The organism is Pseudomonas sp. Z18(2022) (assembly GCF_036346535.1).
Classification (GTDB): domain Bacteria; phylum Pseudomonadota; class Gammaproteobacteria; order Pseudomonadales; family Pseudomonadaceae; genus Aquipseudomonas; species Aquipseudomonas yamanorum_A.
In genome coordinates, this window is the sequence record NZ_JAOTOA010000001.1 from 723,559 (window position 1) to 744,217 (window position 20,659).

General features: G+C 51.8%; 15 protein-coding genes. All 15 read right to left on the reverse strand.

Going from position 1 to position 20,659, the window contains the following annotated elements; translation table 11 throughout:
- Positions 1-2: 2 nt before the first annotated feature.
- Complete coding sequence (locus tag V3W39_RS03375) at positions 3-1,547, reverse strand: heparinase II/III family protein (RefSeq protein ID WP_256390326.1); 1,545 nt, start codon at positions 1,545-1,547, stop codon at positions 3-5.
- Positions 1,548-1,828: 281 nt separating this feature from the next.
- Positions 1,829-3,973 carry a bi-domain-containing oxidoreductase gene (locus tag V3W39_RS03380; RefSeq protein ID WP_177045533.1) on the reverse strand — a complete coding sequence of 715 codons (2,145 nt, stop codon included), beginning with the start codon at positions 3,971-3,973 and terminating at the stop codon, positions 1,829-1,831.
- A gap of 99 nt (positions 3,974-4,072) precedes the next feature.
- Positions 4,073-6,001 (reverse strand): asparagine synthase (glutamine-hydrolyzing), encoded by a 1,929-nt coding sequence (asnB, locus tag V3W39_RS03385; protein ID WP_177045540.1) that lies wholly within the window; start codon positions 5,999-6,001, stop codon positions 4,073-4,075.
- 10 nt (positions 6,002-6,011) lie between these two features.
- Positions 6,012-7,322, reverse strand: coding sequence for an oligosaccharide repeat unit polymerase (locus V3W39_RS03390; protein WP_256352250.1), 1,311 nt, complete (start codon positions 7,320-7,322; stop codon positions 6,012-6,014).
- A 14-nt stretch (positions 7,323-7,336) separates the two neighbouring features.
- Positions 7,337-8,584: a hypothetical protein gene (locus V3W39_RS03395; RefSeq protein WP_177075635.1), complete on the reverse strand. Its 1,248-nt coding sequence runs from the start codon at positions 8,582-8,584 to the stop codon at positions 7,337-7,339.
- Between the two features lie 52 nt (positions 8,585-8,636).
- Entirely contained in the window at positions 8,637-9,611 is a 975-nt protein-coding gene (locus V3W39_RS03400) for a glycosyltransferase (protein ID WP_256348347.1), read from the reverse strand.
- Between the two features lie 81 nt (positions 9,612-9,692).
- Complete coding sequence (locus V3W39_RS03405; protein ID WP_259196079.1) at positions 9,693-10,607, reverse strand: GDP-mannose 4,6-dehydratase; 915 nt, start codon at positions 10,605-10,607, stop codon at positions 9,693-9,695.
- A complete protein-coding gene (gene gmd / locus V3W39_RS03410; RefSeq protein WP_177045547.1) occupies positions 10,591-11,628 on the reverse strand; it encodes a GDP-mannose 4,6-dehydratase in 1,038 nt (345 codons plus the stop codon). Before gmd ends, V3W39_RS03405 begins: the two co-directional genes overlap by 17 nt.
- A 26-nt stretch (positions 11,629-11,654) precedes the next feature.
- Positions 11,655-13,103, reverse strand: a complete 1,449-nt coding sequence (locus V3W39_RS03415) for a mannose-1-phosphate guanylyltransferase/mannose-6-phosphate isomerase (protein ID WP_177045549.1) — start codon at positions 13,101-13,103, stop codon at positions 11,655-11,657.
- Complete coding sequence (gene wecC / locus V3W39_RS03420) at positions 13,100-14,365, reverse strand: UDP-N-acetyl-D-mannosamine dehydrogenase (RefSeq protein ID WP_177075637.1); 1,266 nt, start codon at positions 14,363-14,365, stop codon at positions 13,100-13,102. The genes V3W39_RS03415 and wecC overlap by 4 nt, the downstream gene beginning before the upstream one ends.
- 9 nt (positions 14,366-14,374) lie before the next feature.
- A complete protein-coding gene (wecB, locus tag V3W39_RS03425; protein ID WP_177075639.1) occupies positions 14,375-15,505 on the reverse strand; it encodes a non-hydrolyzing UDP-N-acetylglucosamine 2-epimerase in 1,131 nt (376 codons plus the stop codon).
- 783 nt (positions 15,506-16,288) lie between these two features.
- Positions 16,289-17,671, reverse strand: coding sequence for a Wzz/FepE/Etk N-terminal domain-containing protein (locus V3W39_RS03430; RefSeq protein ID WP_330212196.1), 1,383 nt, complete (start codon positions 17,669-17,671; stop codon positions 16,289-16,291).
- Positions 17,672-18,060: 389 nt separating this feature from the next.
- On the reverse strand, positions 18,061-18,306 hold the full coding sequence (locus V3W39_RS03435) for a lipopolysaccharide assembly protein LapA domain-containing protein (protein ID WP_330212197.1): 246 nt from the start codon (positions 18,304-18,306) through the stop codon (positions 18,061-18,063).
- Between the two features lie 24 nt (positions 18,307-18,330).
- The gene (ihfB, locus tag V3W39_RS03440; RefSeq protein WP_003218804.1) at positions 18,331-18,627 is read right to left on the reverse strand and encodes an integration host factor subunit beta; all 297 of its coding nucleotides are present in this window, start codon (positions 18,625-18,627) and stop codon (positions 18,331-18,333) included.
- 337 nt (positions 18,628-18,964) lie between these two features.
- On the reverse strand, positions 18,965-20,659 hold the full coding sequence (gene rpsA, locus V3W39_RS03445) for a 30S ribosomal protein S1 (RefSeq protein WP_003218806.1): 1,695 nt from the start codon (positions 20,657-20,659) through the stop codon (positions 18,965-18,967).

Consider the following 20,659-nt stretch of genomic DNA (forward strand, 5'->3'; position numbering starts at 1 on the left):
GTCTACCAGTGATACTCCGTAGTCAAAACGCCCGCCGAAGTCACCTCAACCTCAAGCACCGGCACCTCAGTTTTTTGTAAGTAGTAACGAGACTCCAAACCCTGGACGAGTTCCCGCCGAACGATAGGCATGCTGCCCGCAACGGATATTCGATGCGAGCCGTTGGTCAGAACCTCGCCCTCAAACCGCCAGTCCCCAGGCTGCAAACGCCAGCGTAGAACTGCACGATCCTTGAATCCGGTGAATTCATCCCTGACCTTCATGCCGGTATCGGTCAGGCTGACATGCCGCTTATGACGGACGCCGTTGCCGTCGATGTACGTGGCGCCGCAGGAGCTGGTTCCAGCCTGCTCAACCAGACTTTCGACCTGGCGCGTACGCAACCATTCCCCGAACAGAAACCGGCTGAGCCTGGGCATCTGGTCTTGCCCATCAAATTGAACGGTGTTGTGGCTGGCGGTACCCGGAAAATAACTCAGCCAATGGGCAGAGGTGTTGTAGCTGAAGGTCCCTGCATCCCGGAGCAAGTTAATGCCTGCACGCCATAGATCCACATGCAGGGCATCTGCCTGGCTGGGGCGAAATCGGAAGCGCGGGTAGCGCAATACAGCATAGGTTTGTTCACGCCGTAACAATGCATAACCACCCTGATCAAACAGTTGACTACCTGGACGCTCCGCTATCGCCGATGGGCCAGGCAGGAGCAGCCAGCGCAGTGGCAAATCCCATTCACCTGCCGACTCATAGGCTCTCTTTCCGGCAAACAACGCCATGGCCAACTGGACCGCAGGCCTGAAGTCGCGATAGTCCGTATCCGTCAGTGGCAGCAGCCGGGCACCATCATTTGCGCCAATGTTCGGAGCATCTCCAGTGTGCTCGTCGACTAACGAAAATAACCAATGCGCGGCTGTGCGAGCCCTGAGTTGGAAGGTAGCGGAGAACGCCGGGAGCCCCAGTTTGTTTCTCCAGACTTCAACCATGGAAAACGTGTCGAGCATCACCCGATGATAATTGACGGAGTACTGGCTGAAACTGCCATCTTGCTCAATCAACCGAGCGGCCCGGTTTTCGAGCCATTTGCGCCCCAATCGCTGCCAGCGTTCGCCCTCGGGGCAACCGCTTAACGTCAACCAACTGCCGCCGACAAAAAGTGCGGCAGCCTCGGAAGTCCCGTGGTTATTGTCCTGAGCCATCGCATAGCTCAGCGTCGGCTCAATACGTTTGAGATGCAGTCGAACCAGATCCACAAGCCCCGGCAACGGGTGGGCAAACTGTTCAAGAATGACCGAACTCATCGCCAGGTGCAGGACACGAATGGACGCCTCCTGACCGCACTTCCAGTTCGGACCGCAATAGGGAGGATTATTGACACACCAATCCGCCAACCAACCGTTTAACTGCGCCGTCCCTGAAGATCCGCCAACACAGGACTTCTGGGCAAAGACCAACGTCCAGTCAAATCGCGAAGCTTCCCAGATATTCTTGATATCACCGACAGCGGCATCAAAATCCGGAATCCGCCACCATTCCCGGCCGGGATCAGGCACTCGAACTCCATTCAGCGGATTCAAATGCCAGTCAGGAGGTGCGTCCGATACCGGACATTCCCAGAACCCGAAATATCGGACCTGGGAATCCCATTGGGACGCACATGGCAACGAGCCGGCCTGTCTCGCACTTTCCGCAAAAAACGGGCCATGGGGAATTTCAGCCCGAAGGCGTCTGACAGGGTTCAAACCAGTCTTGACCCCAAGCCGATACGTCAATGCACGCGCCAGATTGCCAAAACCGAGAGCTATCGCAGTTTTGGCTTTAACAAGGAGAAGGCTCATTGCTCGCGCAGAATCCGGGCAACTTCAATGCTCACGCGCGCCACTTCGAAAATTTCATCGGAAGTGATCGGCGTGACAGCCCCGTTTTGCACCGCTGCAAGGAAAGCCGCAGCGCACTCGCTTTGCCCCTTGTTCTGTTTCCAGAGATTCAGCTTGCTGAAGCCCGGCCAGCCGAAACCTTTCAACTTGCGGAAGTTATCCAGTTGCAGGACGCGCCCGGCAGCAAAGACTTCAACTCGCTCTTTTGGAAAGCTTGAAGCGCCATTGGCCAGGTAGTGGATTGTGCCGAAAGAGCCATCCTCAAACCCCAGGGTAATCGCCGCTTTATCTTCCGTAATGGCAACAGCAGGCGTATCTCCCATTCTGCGGGCCTGAATCGAAACAATTTTGCTGCCCGCCAGAAAACGCATCAGGTCGATGAAATGACACGCTTCGCCAATAATACGCCCACCGCCGACTGACGGGTCCTGGGTCCAGTGATTCGCGGGAATCGCTCCGGCATTCATCGTCATGATGAAAGACTTGGGCTCTTTTACAGCCGAGAGCAACGCCTTCATCTTTTGGACCTGTGGCGAAAAGCGTCGATTGAACCCAACCATCAAATGTGGCTTGAGCCCTTGTTCGACAGCCTTTCGATAGGCCTCTTCAACCGTTGCCAAATCCTGGGATTCAATTGCCAATGGCTTTTCGACGAACACATGTTTACCCGCCTCCAGCGCTTGAGCGACAAAACGGGCGTGGCTGTCGTGACGGGTGACAATTGCAACGGTATTGATCGTGCTCTCGCCAAGCATCGCACTGATATCAGTCGAGGCTTGTGCAAATCCAGCCTTGCTGCCGTGTATTACACCGTTGATACCGCCGGCAGTCACAATCGTATGGAACTGAGCGCCCGCGGCCTTAAACGCCGGTATCAGCATTCTTGATGCATAGTTTCCTGCACCGATGAAGCCAACCACGGGTTTGACCGGGTCGAAACTGGCTACCGCACCAGGTGCCAGCACGACTTCCTTGATGTTTCGCTCGGTATCTTCCGAGGTGTACTGAAGAATGATACCCAGCGCCGAGTTATCCGTCGTAAGCGTCTGATAAGCATCCGCGGCATCTTCAAATGCAACCCGATGGGAGATCAACGAGTTGACCTCCAATTGGCCGCTGGCGAGCATATCCAGGACGGCTTCGAAGTTGCGCTGCTCAGTCCAACGAACAAAACCTATCGGGAAGTCGTTGCCTTGATCTTCGTAACTCGGATCATAGCGCCCGGGCCCGTAAGAACATGAAACCTGGAATGTCAGTTCCTTCTCGTAGAAGTCAGCTCGACTCAACTCAAGCCCGGTGACCCCCACCAGAACAATGCGCCCACGCTTGCGGCACATGTGTGCCGCCTGGGTGACCGGATCGGAAGACTTGGTCGACGCGGTAATGATGACGCCATCCACGCCTCTTCCGCGGCTGAACGTCATCCCCGCCGATACAACATCTTCCCCTTTGCCGGGATTGCAGGTTTCGGCGCCATAACTGCGAGCCAACGCCAGTTTTTGCTCATCAAAGTCAATGGCAAGTACTCGGCAGCCCTGGGCTCGCAGGAGCTGAACCGTCATCAGTCCGATCAGACCTACGCCGGTGACGACAAAGGTCTCGCCCAGCGTAGGCTGAGCCAGCCGAATCCCCTGCAAGCCGATGCTGGCCAGCACGGTAAACGAGGCGGCTTCGTCGCTGACCGAATCCGGGATCAAGGCGCACAGATTCTTGGGAACGATAACGATATCGGCATGAGGGCCATTGGAAACCACGCGGTCGCCGGGCTTAAACCCGGATACGTCACTGCCCACGGCGCCTACAACACCCACGTTGCAGTATCCAAGCGGCAACGGCTGTGCAAGCTTCGAGCGAACGGCTTCTACCGTTGTCGCCAAACCATCGGTCTGCACCTTTTGCAGAACCATGCGAACCTTGTCAGGTTGCTGGCGAGCTTTTTCCAACCAGTTGGCCCGGCCAAATCCTACAAGCATGCGTTCCGTGCCGGCAGAAATCAGCGTATTGGTTGTATTGATCTTTAGCGTGCCACTGCGAACGGCGGGAGCGGGTGCATTAACCAATGACGTCTCACCGCTAGCCATGTTCTGAACAACCTGCTTCATGCATTCACACCAATAAAGTTAAAAATTCACTCATCACTGAGAAACTTGTATAGAGCTATCTATCCTACCATCGGATAAGACCGGGACGTGCCCGCCGACTCAACCGTCCAGGGCAAAATCGCCGTCCAGATACTGTTTGCACCACAGCTCCATGCAAACGATGCCAAACAACGTATAAGCAGCGTCTATTCGGCCTGAACGATCTGCTTCGATCAGATGCGCCACTGCTTTGGGGTCGAAAATCCCCCTTTTCAGCAGGGATGCCGGAGAAAGCACCTCATCGACCAAAGGCTTCAGGCGTCCTTGCAACCAGTTGCGAAGCGGTACACCGAAGCCCGTCTTGGGCCGATAGATGACGTCGTGAGGCAGATAGGGTTCCATGGCCTTCTTGAAAATCCATTTCCCTTCCCGGCCTTTTTGCTTGATATGCGATGGCAGTGAACCCGCCAGGCGTACCAGGTCAAGATCCAGCAGCGGAACACGCACTTCAACGCCCGTCGCCATACCCATTTTATCGGTGTAGTTGAGGTTGTGATCGGTGAGAAAATGCTTGCACTCCAGGGTGAGCATTTTATCAAGAGGTGTTGCATCCGAAGGCAGCCGCGAAAGTGTTTCTCGCATAGGCGCAAACAGATCATCGGCCGCCAACTGGCGTCGCAAGTCTGGCGCCAACAGCCCATACGCCTGATCAGGTTCAAGCCAGAGGAAATAACTGATCAAGCGATCATCAGCAGGCAAGTCCGCGTAGCGAAAAGCCTTCCCGAGGCGACGAGACAGCGGAGACGACGCCGGAAGCAAGCTTGAGCTACGGGCCAGTACCGAACGCAGCGGTCGAGGCATGCCGCCCCACCAACGCTCTTGTGCCAGAGCGAAATGACGACGATAGCCTGTAAAAATATCATCTCCCCCGGCACCCGACAGCAGGACCTTGATACCGTTCTGGCTCGCCAGTTCCGAGATGAACAACGCATTCAACGCGGCCGGATCCGGCGTAGGTTCATCGAGCAGGTAAACCATTTCCGGCAGACGATCCATCATCTCATCGCCGACGCCTACGACATGCAGGTCGACATCCAGATGCTTGGCAACGCGCTGTGCGTACGGAAGGTCATCGGCGAACCCCTCGTTTGCAGTGGAGCCGTTGTCTACACGGATACTGAAGCACTGCAAACGCCCCTTGTCCCGCATTTCCTGCGCTGCAAACGCGACGATGGCGCTGGAGTCCAAGCCGCCTGACAAGAATGAACCCAACGGTACGTCGGACACCAACTGACGCTGGACGGCAGTCCTGACCGCATCGGCAACATCAACAGCGACATCCGCAACCGTTTTTGTCAGGGGTTTCTCGGAAATTGGCAGTTCGTAGTAAAACCAGCTCTTCTCAATATGCCCATTACGAACGCATAACGCTTGGCCAGGTAAAACTTTTTTGATATCCCGCACAATCGTCCGATCACCTGGTGACCAGAGAAAACCAAGGTGCGCGAGTACGGCTTGCGGGTCAATTTCAGTTTTACTGAAGCCGCCTCGGATCAAGCCTTTCATCTCACTTGAAAATGCAAAACAACCATCATTGGAATGGATATAGAGGGGTTTGACACCCATCTGATCTCTAGCCACCCAAAGTGTTTCAGTGTCGCGCTCCCAGAATACGACCGCAAAAATCCCGTTCAAGCGGTTTAAACACTCAATTCCATAACGACAGAACAGTGCGAGCAATACTTCGGAGTCGGACTGGCTGGAAAAGTGATCCCCCGCCGCTTCGAGATGAGCCCTTAATTCTCGAAAGTTATAGATTTCACCGTTAAACACCATGACCACTCGCCCATCGGCAGAGACCATTGGTTGGTGACCGGCTGAAGTCGTATCGAGAATGGAAAGGCGCACCTGGCCCAGCCATACACCAACGTCGGTATCGGCCCAAACACCTTGATCATCAGGCCCACGACGTCTAATAAACGAAAGCGCCGAAGAGAAATCAATAGATTCCCGCGTTCCGTTATGAATGTAGCCCAAAATTCCGCACATATCAGTTTCTCTAGATTGGGTTATTAACTGGCTCTTCGCGCTTTGAGCTCAAGAATAAAAAAGGAAGCCATATAGACGCCATGAGCAGAGCGACCGAAGCCAATTCTCCTCGGAAAAGGTGAAGCATGGAGGCGACCGTTAACGCATAGACTCCCAACGCACGGTCGCTTTTAGGGTTATAAATAACAGCACCATGGAGCCGCCCCCATATAACCCCAAGAAGAAGCCCGCCCACCAGCACGCCGAGGACGCCAAAATTCATGTAAAACTCGCCAAAAATACCTGGAGGCATTGTCGTTCCTTGCAGCAGCCACATATTGGGCCAGAACGCACCTGTAAATATACCGGCAGCGGTAAGCGGCTTATTCGGAAAAAGCACCGAAGGCAACAAAATCAATACGAGCATCAACAGCGTCTTTCCGTTCTGCCACTCAAGCCCCTGTGGCATTGCGTCTATCAACACCGTCATCGTCTGCAACTGCATAAGATTGCCAGTAAACTGTATCATCAGAAAATGAACAAGCGACAGGAACACTCCTTGGTCTTGATTAATAAAAGAGAAGTTTCCCGTCACGAGATACTGCTGCTTGAACAGATGGTAGGCCATCAACGAAACAAACATCACAACACCCAGCAAAGCGCATTTCAAAAAACTGACCCGCTTGACTCGATAATGCCGAACTATAACCAATGAAAGCACAATAATGAAAAGCGTCGATTTTTGCCCTTGAAGTGAGCAGATAAATAACCCGCCCAAAAAGTAAACCCAAAAACAAACTCGCTCGGAAAGGGACTTCTTCTTGTCGCGCGTCAAGCGGATAAACCATGCCAGCGAGACCGAAAGCAACAGATTCTGTAGTAGGAACAGCCCGTTCAAACCTGCAAACGCCCTGGTTCGATCACTGGCACCTTGGAGCAGCCCTGAAATCCCGCCCAGTAAGAAAAGAATTGCTGCAAATGCCAATATCGCAACGAAGGTAAATACTAATGATCTTTGAGAAAGGACCTTCGGTTCTACAATATAACGGAGCTTGACCGGAATCATAAGATGCGTCCTACGCCCTAGATAACACCCTATCAAAACAAGCACAAGAGCGCCGAAATACAACAAAATGGCCTTTTCAATGGAGCCATTTTTGTCGGAATAAACAAACCCCCATATCTGACTAAACCCATCAAACCCCTTAATAAAGGGGTATAAAGGAACAATGACGCCCGCGCACCAAATTACCAGAAAGAAAAACCCTGCACCAAAAAAATCAAACCCGCTCTTCTTCACCGGGGGACGCAAGGCACCACCGTCCAAATCACTTCCGCTCAAGGTAGCTCCCTTAATCATAAATCAGCGAGGCGGATTTTCACCGCGGTCAGAAGCAGCGTAACGGATAGAAGCGCACCGACTGCATACGCCAGAACCCCAGCCCAGCCACCCAACACGGGAATACCAAAAGACAAGATCATGAGAGCAAATACGCCTTCAACGATATTAACTTTCAGGCTCAAACCAAAAACACGTAGCGCTACAAGCATCGTACCGCAAGCCAGTGCGATAGCTTTCAGCGGTAACGTCAACGCCAACACAATCACATACATGGCAGTCAACTTATATACACCACCCACAAATACCAGCCACGCGGCCGAGGCCACAATCAACAACAACGCAACCGCCGACGATACCTTGAGCATACTTTTTACAAACGCATTATACCTCGCAGACAAAACGCTCTTATTATTGAGTACCTCAACCAGATCAGGAAGCGCTCTTTGCGCAATGATCGCCAGCGGAAGCAAGCCAAGAACAAGGCTTAATATGGCTATACCAAAAAACCCTATTTCCTCAGTTTTGATATGAAATGCAGTCAACATAAGAACAGGCAAACTATCCACTAGCAGCCGGACGAAAAGCCCGGCATTGATAGTCAGGCCAGACGTAGCAGTTTCGATCACCTTGCGCCGGTCTACCTGCACAAAATTCAGCGCTGGAAAAATATAAGTCCTGAGCTTCCACCACACCGCAACCAGGCAGAAAAACTCACCAAGATAACGGGCAATAATCCAACCTTCGACACCATATAACCTAGTAAGTACAATATGCAAAACAATGCCAACCGCTGTAACCAGCATCAATATAAAATAGATTTCGCTGATGGCTTTTACGCCTTGAGCAAAACCTGTAGTGACACGTAGCAGGTTCGTGAGCAACACCAGCCCACAAGCATTTAACACATACAAACTAATCGCCGAAGACAACAAATATTTATGCGTGATGTATATACCGGCAACGACCACAGCCGAGGTAATGCCCACCAATAAAAAAACCTGTCGCAGCACGTCACTCTGACGAGAAAGCCCCGTACTCGCAGCAGTATCCCGGATAGCGATACTTTGCATTCCCAAGCTACCCGCCAATACGACAAGTGCGATTACTGTTTCTAACGAACGCACAACCCCGACAACCGATGGATCCACCCAAGGTGTGATCAAAAACTGACTAATTATTACGCCACCCTGAATACAAGCCGTGATAAAAAAGAGATGCAATAGCCTCGAATTCTCGAAGATGCTGATTAGACGAGCTAACACGCAGTACCACCATTAATCTCGATAAACATTCTCAATGAGGCTCACCCTTATTTTATCGGTGCAAGGAATCCAGGACACTTTTGAGCGCGGTACGGCGAGCGGCAATGGAATAGTTGGAGGAAATCCACTGATGCCTGGCTTTGGCATCTTCAGCGCAAGTCGGCGTGGCAACAACCGCCTCCATGGCCGCAGCAATTTCTTCCTGGCTATCTGGTTGAACCCAGTAAGCGAAGTCACCCGCGACCTCAGGCACCGCGCCCCGAGGCGAAGTTATCACTCGCGCTCCACACGCCAGGGCCTCGCCGATCGCATGCCCGAAACCTTCATAAAGCGTTGGTTGAACATAGGCCAGGCAATTGCGGTAATGGTGCAGCTTCTCTTCATCGGAGATCATCCCGACAAACTCCACCTTGTCTCCTACACCCAGGCGCTGCGCCAGGTCTTTTAGTTCCTGCAGGTAGTCACCATGCTTACCAGCAACAACCAGTCGAAGATGACGTGCGTTAGCCGAAACCTTTGCAAACGCCTCAATCGTCGGAATGAGCCCTTTACGAATGGCATTTGTACGACTTGTCCAGGTCACCGTAAAAAAGTAATCCGATCCAACCGCCGGAAGCTCGCTAGGAGAATAGTAGTCTGTATCGATCGCCAGCGTTGCGTACACTGGGTTTCTGACCGGCAGGTTGGTTGTGACTTCCTCACACTCAGATCTTGAGATAAACAGGTTTCGATCAGCCAACAACAGCGAGGTGCGCAGTACTGCCTTCTGCCATAACGGGCGGTCCAGGTAACACAGACCCGGAATTTCCTTCCGGCAGGTGGAATAGTCAAAGGCCCCAGTTACAATTACTGGACGACGACGTAGTTTTCCGGCGAGCAACGGAAGCGGTGAATGCCCCCACCACCAACAAAAATAGAGATCCGCCTTCCAATCTAATGTGCCCGGCGTCCCCGACAAAACGACTTCGTGTCCAAGCTCCTTGAGAATACGAATATCGACCCGATAAAATTCGACTTTATCAAACATCTCGCGCCAATTAGCGTGAGCGGACATATTAGCAAAAAAACATATACGCACAGTGCACCAACCCGTTACCAGCCACCAGTATTAAACAACCACCTTCTGCTGATACATTGAAAGCAATGTATCGTGCAAATTAGGCACATCAATTTCACCCACCGCATCAAAGAGCTTGGCCGGACTACCGTAAAGCTCTTTAACTTCATCTTCCCTGACAAAGGCAGGATCAACTATTATCGTTGGCCGATAACCTGCAATCTGTGCCATTTCATCAATCACGCTCAGTAAAGAAATGCTGCGACCTGAGCAAATATTTATAAACTCACCGCGTTGATCAGACGTCAACAGCCTCGAATAGGCCTCCACCACAAAACCGACATCAGACAAGTCCCGGGAAACATCCAGGTTGCCTAGCCTGAGTTCCTTTTCCCCACGAGCAAACGCGCCCACGATCTTGGAGAAAACGAATGACTCCGACTGGCCTGGTCCGGTGTAGTTGAATGGCCGCACCACCAATATAGGCATACGAGAAAACCACTTGCGGACCAGGGCCTCCATCGTCAGCTTGCTCAATGCGTAATGGTTAACGGGCTGCGGTTCACTGCTCTCTGAAATGGGCGATGAAATGGCGTTTCCGTAAATATTTGCACTGCTTGCAATGATGATTTTCTCAACAGCCACCGCTGCCTCCTTAATCGCATTAAGAAGGCTTTCCGTACCCAACACATTGACCCGGTAGTATGACAAGGCATCGCTGCCAGTGACATGCGCCAGCGCGGCCAAATGAATAATATGAGTGGGTTGAACCTGCTTGATCCAACCACTGAGCCGCTCCGTGTCATTCAGGTCCGCGTCCAGATGGTCAAACTCACACGCCAGCCGCTCCCCTCCCAGGCCGGCGACCCGCCAGCCAGCTTGGGTGAGGCTTTCCGCCAAGTGCTTCCCGGTGAAACCTGAGAGCCCTGTAATCAGTACTGTCCGATCGTTACTTTGAAGTGCCATTGCGAACCCTTCTCAAGTCAGCTTCAACCATCAACTGGCACAGTTGCTCCAGCGTCGTTTCTGGTTCCCAGCCTAACCGCTCTTTTGCAAAGGACGCATCGCCAATCAACAACTCTACTTCCGCAGGTCGATAGAAGCGTGGATTGACTTTTACCCGGGTGACGCCGGTCCGACGATCAACGCCGAATTCATTCTCGCCACTTCCGGACCAATCAATATCAACGCCTACAGCTTTGAAGCTCATGGCAACAAAATCACGAACAGTTTCCGTGCGATTTGTGGCCAGCACAAATGTTTCCGGCGTGTCGATTTGCAACATCCGGTGCATGCCATCTACATACTCTTTAGCAAAACCCCAGTCTCGTTTGGCATCCATGTTTCCAAGTTCCAAGACTTGCTGCTCGCCCATTTCGATACTGGCTACAGCATCGGTAATTTTCCGAGTAACAAACTCTTTTCCTCGCAGCGGAGACTCATGGTTGAACAGAATGCCGCTGGTGGCAAAAATGCCATATGACTCGCGATAATTAATGGTTGTCCAATGCGCAAACAACTTCGCAACGCCGTAAGGACTACGCGGGTAGAAGGGTGTGCTTTCAGATTGAGGAACAGCCTGTACCAATCCAAACATTTCAGATGTCGAAGCTTGATAGAAGCGAATCTTCGGATTTACTATTCGGATCGCTTCCAGCAAATTAAGCGCACCGACACCCGTAATCTGCGCGGTTGTAATAGGCTGATCGAAGGAAACACCTACGAAGCTTTGAGCCGCCAGGTTATACACCTCGTCCGGGGCGCAATTCTGAATTAAACGAATGGTCCCGGAGAGGTCAGTCAAATCAAATTCGACGAGGTGAAGATCATCATGCCCAAAAACGCCAAGTTCCTCTAATCGCCAAAAACTTACAGAACTTGTCCGGCGATAGGCGCCATAAACCTTATACCCCTTGGACAGCAGCAGTTCGACAAGGTAAGCCCCATCCTGACCTGTAACACCAGTAACCAGCGCATGCTTCTGCATCTGTACAACTCCTAAAAATTTAAGCCTTAAACACGTCCATAGGTATCGTCAAATCGAACAATATCATCCTCACCCAAGTACGTTCCTGACTGCACCTCAATGATCTCAAGAGGAATGGTGCCGGGATTGGAAAGGCGATGAACATGGCCAATAGGGATATAAGTACTCTGGTTCTCGTTCAGCTGAAAAACGCGATCTTCACAGGTGACCTCAGCGGTGCCAGACACAACAATCCAGTGTTCCGCGCGGTGGTAATGCTTCTGCAAACTCAATGTTGCTTTAGGCTTCACCAGTATTCGCTTCACCTGAAAGCGCGAGCCGGAATCTATGCTGTCGTACCAGCCCCAGGGGCGATGAACACGACGATGAAGCTTTGACTCTGGCCTGGCCTTGACATTCAATGCTTCGACAATGGCCTTGACACCCTGGCTACGGTCTTTATCCGCAACCAATACCGCATCAGGCGTTTCGACGATAACAATATTTTCAAGCCCCACGGCCGTTACTAAACGGTGAGAGGCGTAAACCAATGTATTGGAGCTGGAGTCTATGATTACATCGCCATGAGTAGCGTTTTGTTTTTCGTCCTTTTCACTCGAACGCCAAACAGCATCCCATGCACCCAGATCAGACCAACCGGCGTCCATCGTCAGCATTTTTAGCGTCAGACCGGCTGAAGGCGTTTTCGCACAATGTTCGATCACGGCATAGTCGATTGACTCTGGCGGTATCAGGGAGAACGCTTCGAGTTGTGGTCGAATAAACCCATTATCCTGAACTCGGCCCTTCCACGCGGCTTCAGTGGCATCGAAGATGTCCCTTCTGAACGCGCTCAGTGCTTTCAACCAGACTGACGCACGCAGCACAAAAATGCCGCTATTCCAGAAATAGCTTCCATCTTCCAGGTATTTTTCTGCAGTTGACCGCTCAGGTTTTTCAACAAACGCGTCCACCCTCTTGACGTTAGAGGGATCTGCCGAGTGGATATAACCATAACCCGTTTCAGGACGGTCAGGCGTGATCCCCAAGATCACAATGCTGCCGTCTTTTGCAACGTCGATAGCTTTACTGACCGTATCAGTAAAGGCTTGAATATCGAGAATCATCTGGTCGGCCGGGACAACAACCAGGACAGGGTCAACTTCCTGACCCACTTCATCGCGCGCATAGAGCGCCGCCAACGTAAGCGCAGGAGCAGTATTGCGTCCTACCGGCTCAAGAATGACTACAGCTTTAGAAACGCTCATCTCCCGTATCTGGTCGAGACACAGGAAACGATGCTCATCATTGGCAACGATGCATGGGGCCAGCAAATCCGAGCCTTGACCGCCGATCTTCAACAGTCGGGCAATAGCCTGCTGAAACAACGTCTCTCGCCCCGAAATTGCCAGAAACTGCTTGGGGTAAAGAGTTCTGCTAAGCGGCCAGAGCCTCGTTCCAGAGCCCCCAGACATAATAACCGGAAGAATTTTCATACAAGCCAGATTCCCCGAGTATCAACAATCTGACGCCCCTGGAGAAGTGAAGAAGCAACACTTTTGAATGGCTTGTGATCCACTAACAACAATAAGACATCCGCTCGCTCAAACGCTTCTTCTATTGTGCATAACTCAACATTCGGCAACGTCGCAGGCAGAGAATCAATATTAGGTTCTACGACAATAACTTTCCCGGCGTGACGGTTTGAGATATTTTTCGTAATTTCCAGAGATGGACTTTCACGCAGGTCGTCAATATCGGGCTTGAATGCCAGGCCGAAGCACGCAATAACAATGTCTTTTTCCGACTTCTCGGGGTGACTCGACAGATGATCGGCCACAGCAGCATCAACCTTTTCAATAACCCACGATGGTTTCGAGTCATTGACCTCACGTGCCGTTTTGATCAGTTTCGCCTGACCATCAGCCTGGCTGACGATGAACCAAGGGTCAACGGCGATGCAGTGTCCACCCACGCCAGGCCCTGGCTGGAGAATATTAACGCGAGGGTGCCGGTTGGCAAGCTTGATAAGCTCCCAGACGTCGACATCAAACTTATCGCATATCATCGACAATTCGTTCGCGAAGGCGATGTTGACATCGCGAAAGCTGTTCTCTGTCAACTTGCACATTTCTGCGGTTCGGGCATTGGTGATAATACACTCGCCCTCTACAAACAACTTGTAGAGACGTGTCGCCGCGTCCGAGCACTTGGGGGTCATCCCGCCAATGACTCGATCATTCTGTACCAACTCACGCAAAACATGACCTGGAAGTACACGCTCAGGGCAGTGCGCAACGCGAACGTCCGACGCCTCGCCATGGGTCTGCGGAAACGTCAGGTCAGGACGTGCTTCAGCCAGCCACGACGCCATCTTTTCGGTCGCCCCCACCGGTGAGGTGGACTCAAGAATGACCAGGTCACCCTTTTTCAGTACTGGCGCAATGGATTTGCTTGCGGACTCAATGTAAGAAAGATCTGGAGCATGACCATCCTTGAACGGAGTGGGCACGGCAATCAGGAAAGCATCCGCCGGCTCTGGTCGAGTGCTCGCGCGCAGATACCCCTCGGTCACGGCCGCATGCACGACTATGTCCAAATCAGGCTCAACGATATGAATCTGTCCACCGTTGATCGTGTCGACGGCCTTTTGATTAACGTCGACACCAATGACCTTTAACTTTCGCGCGGCAAAAACGGCTGCGGTTGGCAAACCAATGTAGCCCAGACCAATGACAGAAATAGTGGAAAATTCCATGACCAAACCTTAATTTTTGAAAGTGGCTAGAGCATTAACAATGCGCACGCAGGCGTTACCATCACCATAAGGATTATGAGCAAAGCTCATTTCCTCGTAAGCCTTTTGATCAAGTAAAAGCTCACGCAAATGGTGAACTATCTTGTCCTTCTCTGTACCGACCAATCTTACGGTACCGGCCTCAATCGCCTCAGGCCGCTCAGTAGTGTCCCGCATTACCAGGACAGGCTTGCCCAAAGAAGGAGCCTCTTCCTGCACGCCACCGGAATCAGTCAGAATCAAATACGACCGATTCATCAAATATACGAAAGGCAGATAATCCAAGGGTTCTATGAGGTGAATATTTTTTATGCCAGCCAACAAACGATTGACCGGTTCACGGACATTTGGATTTAAATGAACAGGGTAGACAATCTCGACATCATCAAACTCATGGGCAATCGTAGCCAACGAACTGCAAATTCTTTCGAATCCATCGCCGAAGCTTTCACGTCGATGCCCTGTCACGAGGATGACGCGGCGCTGAGTGGGTAAAAAAGCGAACTGCTGAGAAAATTTCTGCTTTAACTGTTCATTGGACTCGAGCTTCTGGACGACCTCAAGCAGAGCGTCAATTACAGTATTTCCCGTCACATGAATTGCGTCAGGTGCAACCCCTTCACGCAGTAAATTCTGCTCCGATCTTTCGGTAGGAGCGAAGTGAAGACACGCGAGCGCTCCCGTCAACTTTCGATTGGCCTCTTCCGGCCAGGGAGAGTATAAATTCCCGGTACGAAGTCCTGCTTCGATATGAGCGACAGGAATTTGCTGATAATACGCCGCCAATGTAGTTGCAAAGGTCGTGGCGGTATCGCCATGCACCAAAACAATATCCGGCCGATAGGTCCGGAAGATTTCCTTCATTCCCTGAAGAATACCAGTTGTCACATCGGTAAGGTCTTGACCCGACTTCATGATATTCAGATCAAAGTCAGGCTCAAGTTTAAATAACTCTAACACTTGATCCAGCATTTCACGGTGTTGACCCGTGACGCAGATTTTGGCCTCAAAACGCTCATCTGCATTCAACGCTAAAGCTAATGGAGCCATTTTTATAGCTTCCGGTCGCGTACCGAAAACACTCAAGATCTTTAAAGTCATTAGATTACCAACGATTCCATATCATTATTTAGTCAGAGAATCAGTCTGGAAACCAGCAACGCTGCCTTGCTCCTGCCTGACCTACCGATTACGCGCAAGCGACCTTTTGCCGCTCCAACTGCAACCACTTCTGCTCTGCAGCATATCATCACCAAGCGTGCCGACATAACGCCTCGCTGGTCCCCTATACTGCGTATGAGACCCCACCACCCCTGCCCAGTTCAGGACCGGACAACGTTTTACCGCAACATTTGCAGTGCGTCGTTTCACGGCAGCGGCGCGTCGCAACCATTCATTGAAATTGGGTCGTTGTCCCATAAGGATCCCGCCCCATCTGTATATTCCCCGTGACGATTGAGCCCACGCTCGACCGTACCACCTAGCTCATTGGTGCTCGCCGGCGCACTTCGCGCAGCCAACCTGAGCAGGCCGCACCTTTATCCAACTCTCACCAGATACTAGCCATAAGCCACTAATCAAGAAGTCACACGCAAATCAGTGACATCAAACCTCGTTGGCCGGCGCAACCTTCAACTATTAAGCTAACAATATAAACTTGCGCAGCACGCTTGACCGCACGCACAAGTAAATACAGATCAAACATCGAAACCTCATGAAGACCCGTCGCGAAATTCAGGTAACTTCCGATAGTCGAAAGCCGCCCAGAAGAGCCTTTCAGATGACCGTTCAGATTTGCGCTGGCGTGTAATATAGATTCCGCACGAAAACAAGACATACGGCCCGGGGGAAGCACGTGAGGCGAAAGGCTTCACGTGCGTGGAATTATTTTTGGAGTAACTTATTGCCAAGCTCTTGTTGCCGATCCAGCTGAGCGGCCCCGGAGCCCGAGGACTGAAGAAGCGAAGCTGCCAGGTCGTGCCTATCGTGCTCTGTATTAACCCGAGCAGCACGTAACGCCTGCCTGACCAGCGCAATACCTATCGCGGCAACAGCGCCGAAGAGCAGGCCAAGCAAAATGATCAATGGGCGATTAGGACTCGACGGAACCAGTGGCTCAAGGGCTTGCTGGTCAATGCTCACCAACTTCAGCTTCGCCATATCAATATTCAGACTGCTCAAGCGGAAAATCTCTGTTCGCAGCGGTTGAACACCCGCAAGAAAGATATCTTCATTTTTTCGAGCATCCAGCACTTCAACCTCTCGGTTGGAGGCCAGCAACTGAAGCTCCTTGGCGATTTGAGCGATGCGCGACTCGGTAAAGTCGTCCGACTTCCGCGACTGCAATGCAGCAAGCTCAGCCTTAAGCGCATCCACCCCCATAAAATAGAGCGGAATCTGCTGATTGTTCACCTCAGTACGCATCACACTGCCAGCACCTGTTACAGCCGATTCGCCAAGTGAGGAAGGCGTAGCTGGCTTTTGAATACCCAAGGAACGGGCAATCCCTATTGCCTCATTCAGTTGAGCGATACGGTCACTACGTAAGGTCTTCAGCTGAGACCGCAGCGCCTTCAACTCATCTTGCAATTGCGCCCGCCTCAAGGAGTCGGATTCTCGCAATGATGCTATTTTGGCTTCTTTTTCAATATCGTAGTTTGAGCGAGCCGAATCGAGCTTGCCGTTAAGCTCCCTCAAACGGTTTTTAGCGATCACATTCAAATCAGCCGTGATGCGCTCGCGCTCACTTGCGATAGCGTAGTCGACAAAGCCATTAAGAATAGAGACGCCGTCGACGCCTTTCGGATACATCATCTCGAGCTTGATGTAGGCACTCAGCGAATTTTTCTTATCTGCATCAGGAAGAATCAAACGGATAGAGTCATGATTGAATTCTTGAAAACTCTGCTCCAGCGTCTGCCCAGGACGAACAAACTTCTCGAAAAGCTTCTGATTTTTCCTGAAATAGCCCAGACGGGTATCATAGGAGTCAAGTGCCGCGCCTACTTTGAGGAGCGCTTCGGAAGGAGGCAGCTGATAAATCTCTGAACGATTTAGCGCATCTAAATCATTAATAGCGGCAGGACGCAAAACACTGCTGATTTTATATAAAGGATCAGCTAAAAATGCGTAGGATGCAGCAATCAATCCCGCGCCGATGGTGACAAAAAGCAGAAGTTTTTTTTGTTGCCAGACAGACGCGAAAAGCCGCACAAAATCAATTTCTTCGGATGATCGAACCGGGGGAGCACGGAAGCTACTACTCACAACAAAAACCTGCCTTCAAAGAGAAACTGCGGGCTCGTTATGCAGACAAAATTGTGTATTTTTATTCTAGTTATATGACCGAAAAACCCAGCGTCGCTGCCGAGTTTTGAGCGCAAAAAATGCCTGTTATCGAGAACAGATTCCATTCTGCCATCTCGCTGACATATTACAAGTCTTGACTTATCCGTAGGGCGCTTCCTTAACACCTAGGGGCAACCCTGATAAAGGTCGCCCGAGAAGGACAAGAAAGAAAATTTTGTAGCAACGAGACAATAATCAGTGGTATCGCCGGATTTACCACCCGCCAGATCACTCCAAGCACTGATGTGTACTGCACGAGAATCGTCCGACGAACGGTTCAGGAGTTCACTGCAATACCCATGGAAGCTCTACCCGCGCCCTGCAGTCATAGACTTTTCACGTCGATTCCATCCAACGATGACACTTAACAGCGGCCCCAGCAGCATTCCAATTATCAAGGCCACCACCACAAACACCGATACGGGCATCTGCCCGGTCACCAACCCCAGGAATGAAAGACACACACCCTGCTGGTTTTCCAGCACGAACCCTAACACTGCCAGCACGACAATCAGCATCGCCAGCACGAGAACAACGCGCTTAATCCCACGCATAACCTTCTCCTACCCAAAAAACACTCAGACGCCTTCTTCCTCGTCTTCGTTCACCCGATCCCGCAATTCCTTGCCTGGCTTGAAGTGAGGCACGAACTTGCCATCGAGGCTAACGGATTGGCCAGTCTTCGGATTACGCCCCACACGCGGCGCCCGATAATGCAGCGAAAAGCTACCAAACCCACGAATCTCAATCCGATCGCCGGTAGCAAGACACTGGGACATCTGCTCAAGCATGGTCTTGATGGCCAGCTCCACATCCTTGGATGAGAGCAGCCCTTGATGGGTGACAATTCGTTCGATCAACTCCGACTTCGTCATATTTTTCCCTTCTTTTTCAAGCAGCTAGGAAAAGCGCTTCGAAGGTTTTAGCATGACCGGAGGAATTTGAACAGCCCAAGTATTGACTTATATTCAAAGAGTTGGGGCGTAACTCTCGGAGCCACAGCTTTAGAGCCCACCACCCCTCGCCTCGCGTAGAGGCACAGAAGCCACTCAAGCGTGGTAACTGGCTGAGGGAGCCTATGAGCGCGAATGCGCTACCAGCAAGACCACAGCGCGCCAGCTGCAGAACACCCAGACGAAGTTCGCGCAACACCAAATCCCAGGCACAAAAAAGGGCGACCGAAGTCGCCCTTTTTCTATGGTCTGACAGAACTTAGTTCTGTTTTTCCATTTGTGCACGCAGCAGGTCGCCCAGAGTGGTAGGACCAGCAGAAGGCTCAGAGGTAGCTGGCTTGTCGCGCAGGCTCTGGATGGCTTCTTTCTCTTCAGCATCGTCTTTCGACTTGATGGAGAGCTGGATTACGCGGCTCTTGCGGTCAACGCTGATGATCTTGGCTTCTACTTCTTCGCCTTCTTTCAGAACGTTGCGCGCGTCTTCAACGCGGTCACGGCTGATTTCGGAGGCTTTCAGAGTCGCTTCGATATCGTCGGCCAGAGTGATGATGGCGCCTTTGGCGTCAACTTCTTTCACGATGCCTTTAACGATTGCGCCTTTGTCGTTCTCTTGAACGTACTCGGAGAACGGATCGCTTTCCAGTTGCTTGATACCCAGGGAGATGCGCTCGCGCTCTGGGTCAACCGACAGGATAACGGTGTCCAGCTCGTCGCCCTTCTTGAAGCGACGAACAGCTTCTTCGCCCACTTCGTTCCAGGAGATGTCGGACAGGTGAACCAGGCCGTCGATGCCGCCGTCCAGACCAATGAAGATACCGAAATCGGTGATCGACTTGATGGTGCCGGAGATTTTATCGCCCTTGTTGAACTGGCCAGAGAAATCTTCCCATGGGTTAGATTTGCACTGCTTGATGCCGAGGGAGATACGACGACGCTCTTCGTCGATGTCCAGAACCATAACTTCCACTTCGTCGCCGACTTGTACGACTTTCGAAGGGTGGATGTTCTTGTTGGTCCAGTCCATTTCGGAAACGTGTACCAGGCCTTCCACGCCTTCTTCCAGCTCTGCGAAGCAGCCGTAGTCGGTCAGGTTGGTAACACGCGCGGTGACGCGAGTGCTTTCTGGGTAACGAGCCTTGATAGCGACCCATGGATCTTCGCCCAGCTGTTTCAAGCCCAGGGAGACACGGTTGCGCTCACGATCGTACTTCAGAACCTTGACATCGATCTCGTCGCCAACGTTGACGATTTCCGATGGATGCTTGATACGCTTCCAAGCCATGTCGGTAATGTGCAGCAGGCCATCGACGCCACCCAGATCGACGAATGCGCCGTAATCGGTGAGGTTCTTGACGATACCTTTGACTTGTTGGCCTTCCTGCAGGGATTCCAGCAGAGCTTCACGCTCGGCGGAGTTCTCTGCTTCCAGGACACTGCGACGGGAAACGACAACGTTGTTGCGTTTCTGGTCGAGTTTGATGACCTTGAATTCGAGTTCTTTGCCTTCCAGGTGCGTGGTGTCGCGCACAGGACGAACGTCGACCAAAGAACCTGGCAGGAACGCACGGATGCCGTTAACGTCGACAGTGAAGCCGCCTTTAACCTTACCGTTGATAACGCCCTTGACCACTTCTTCAGCTGCGAAGGCTGCTTCGAGAACAATCCAGCATTCAGCGCGCTTGGCTTTTTCACGGGACAGCTTGGTTTCACCGAAACCGTCTTCAACCGAGTCCAGAGCAACGTGAACTTCGTCACCGACATTGATAGTCAGGTCGCCAGCATCGTTGTAGAACTGTTCCAGCGGGATCAGAGCTTCAGACTTCAGACCAGCGTGAACGGTTACCCAGCGAGCTTGGTAATCGATATCAACAATAACACCGGTGATGATGGAGCCTGCCTGAAGGTTCAGGGTTTTTAGGCTTTCTTCAAAGAGTTCCGCAAAGCTTTCGCTCAT

Excerpts from the sequence above, each read along its gene's own strand:
- V3W39_RS03380 (WP_177045533.1), bottom strand. The coding sequence starts at position 3,973 with ATGAAGCAGGTTGTTCAGAACATGGCTAGCGGTGAGACGTCATTGGTT.
- asnB (WP_177045540.1), bottom strand. The coding sequence starts at position 6,001 with ATGTGCGGAATTTTGGGCTACATTCATAACGGAACGCGGGAATCTATT.
- V3W39_RS03400 (WP_256348347.1), bottom strand. The coding sequence starts at position 9,611 with ATGTTTGATAAAGTCGAATTTTATCGGGTCGATATTCGTATTCTCAAG.
- V3W39_RS03405 (WP_259196079.1), bottom strand. The coding sequence starts at position 10,607 with ATGGCACTTCAAAGTAACGATCGGACAGTACTGATTACAGGGCTCTCA.
- gmd (WP_177045547.1), bottom strand. The coding sequence starts at position 11,628 with ATGCAGAAGCATGCGCTGGTTACTGGTGTTACAGGTCAGGATGGGGCT.
- V3W39_RS03415 (WP_177045549.1), bottom strand. The coding sequence starts at position 13,103 with ATGAAAATTCTTCCGGTTATTATGTCTGGGGGCTCTGGAACGAGGCTC.
- wecC (WP_177075637.1), bottom strand. The coding sequence starts at position 14,365 with ATGGAATTTTCCACTATTTCTGTCATTGGTCTGGGCTACATTGGTTTG.
- wecB (WP_177075639.1), bottom strand. The coding sequence starts at position 15,505 with ATGACTTTAAAGATCTTGAGTGTTTTCGGTACGCGACCGGAAGCTATA.
- V3W39_RS03435 (WP_330212197.1), bottom strand. The coding sequence starts at position 18,306 with ATGCGTGGGATTAAGCGCGTTGTTCTCGTGCTGGCGATGCTGATTGTC.
- ihfB (WP_003218804.1), bottom strand. The coding sequence starts at position 18,627 with ATGACGAAGTCGGAGTTGATCGAACGAATTGTCACCCATCAAGGGCTG.
- rpsA (WP_003218806.1), bottom strand. The coding sequence starts at position 20,659 with ATGAGCGAAAGCTTTGCGGAACTCTTTGAAGAAAGCCTAAAAACCCTG.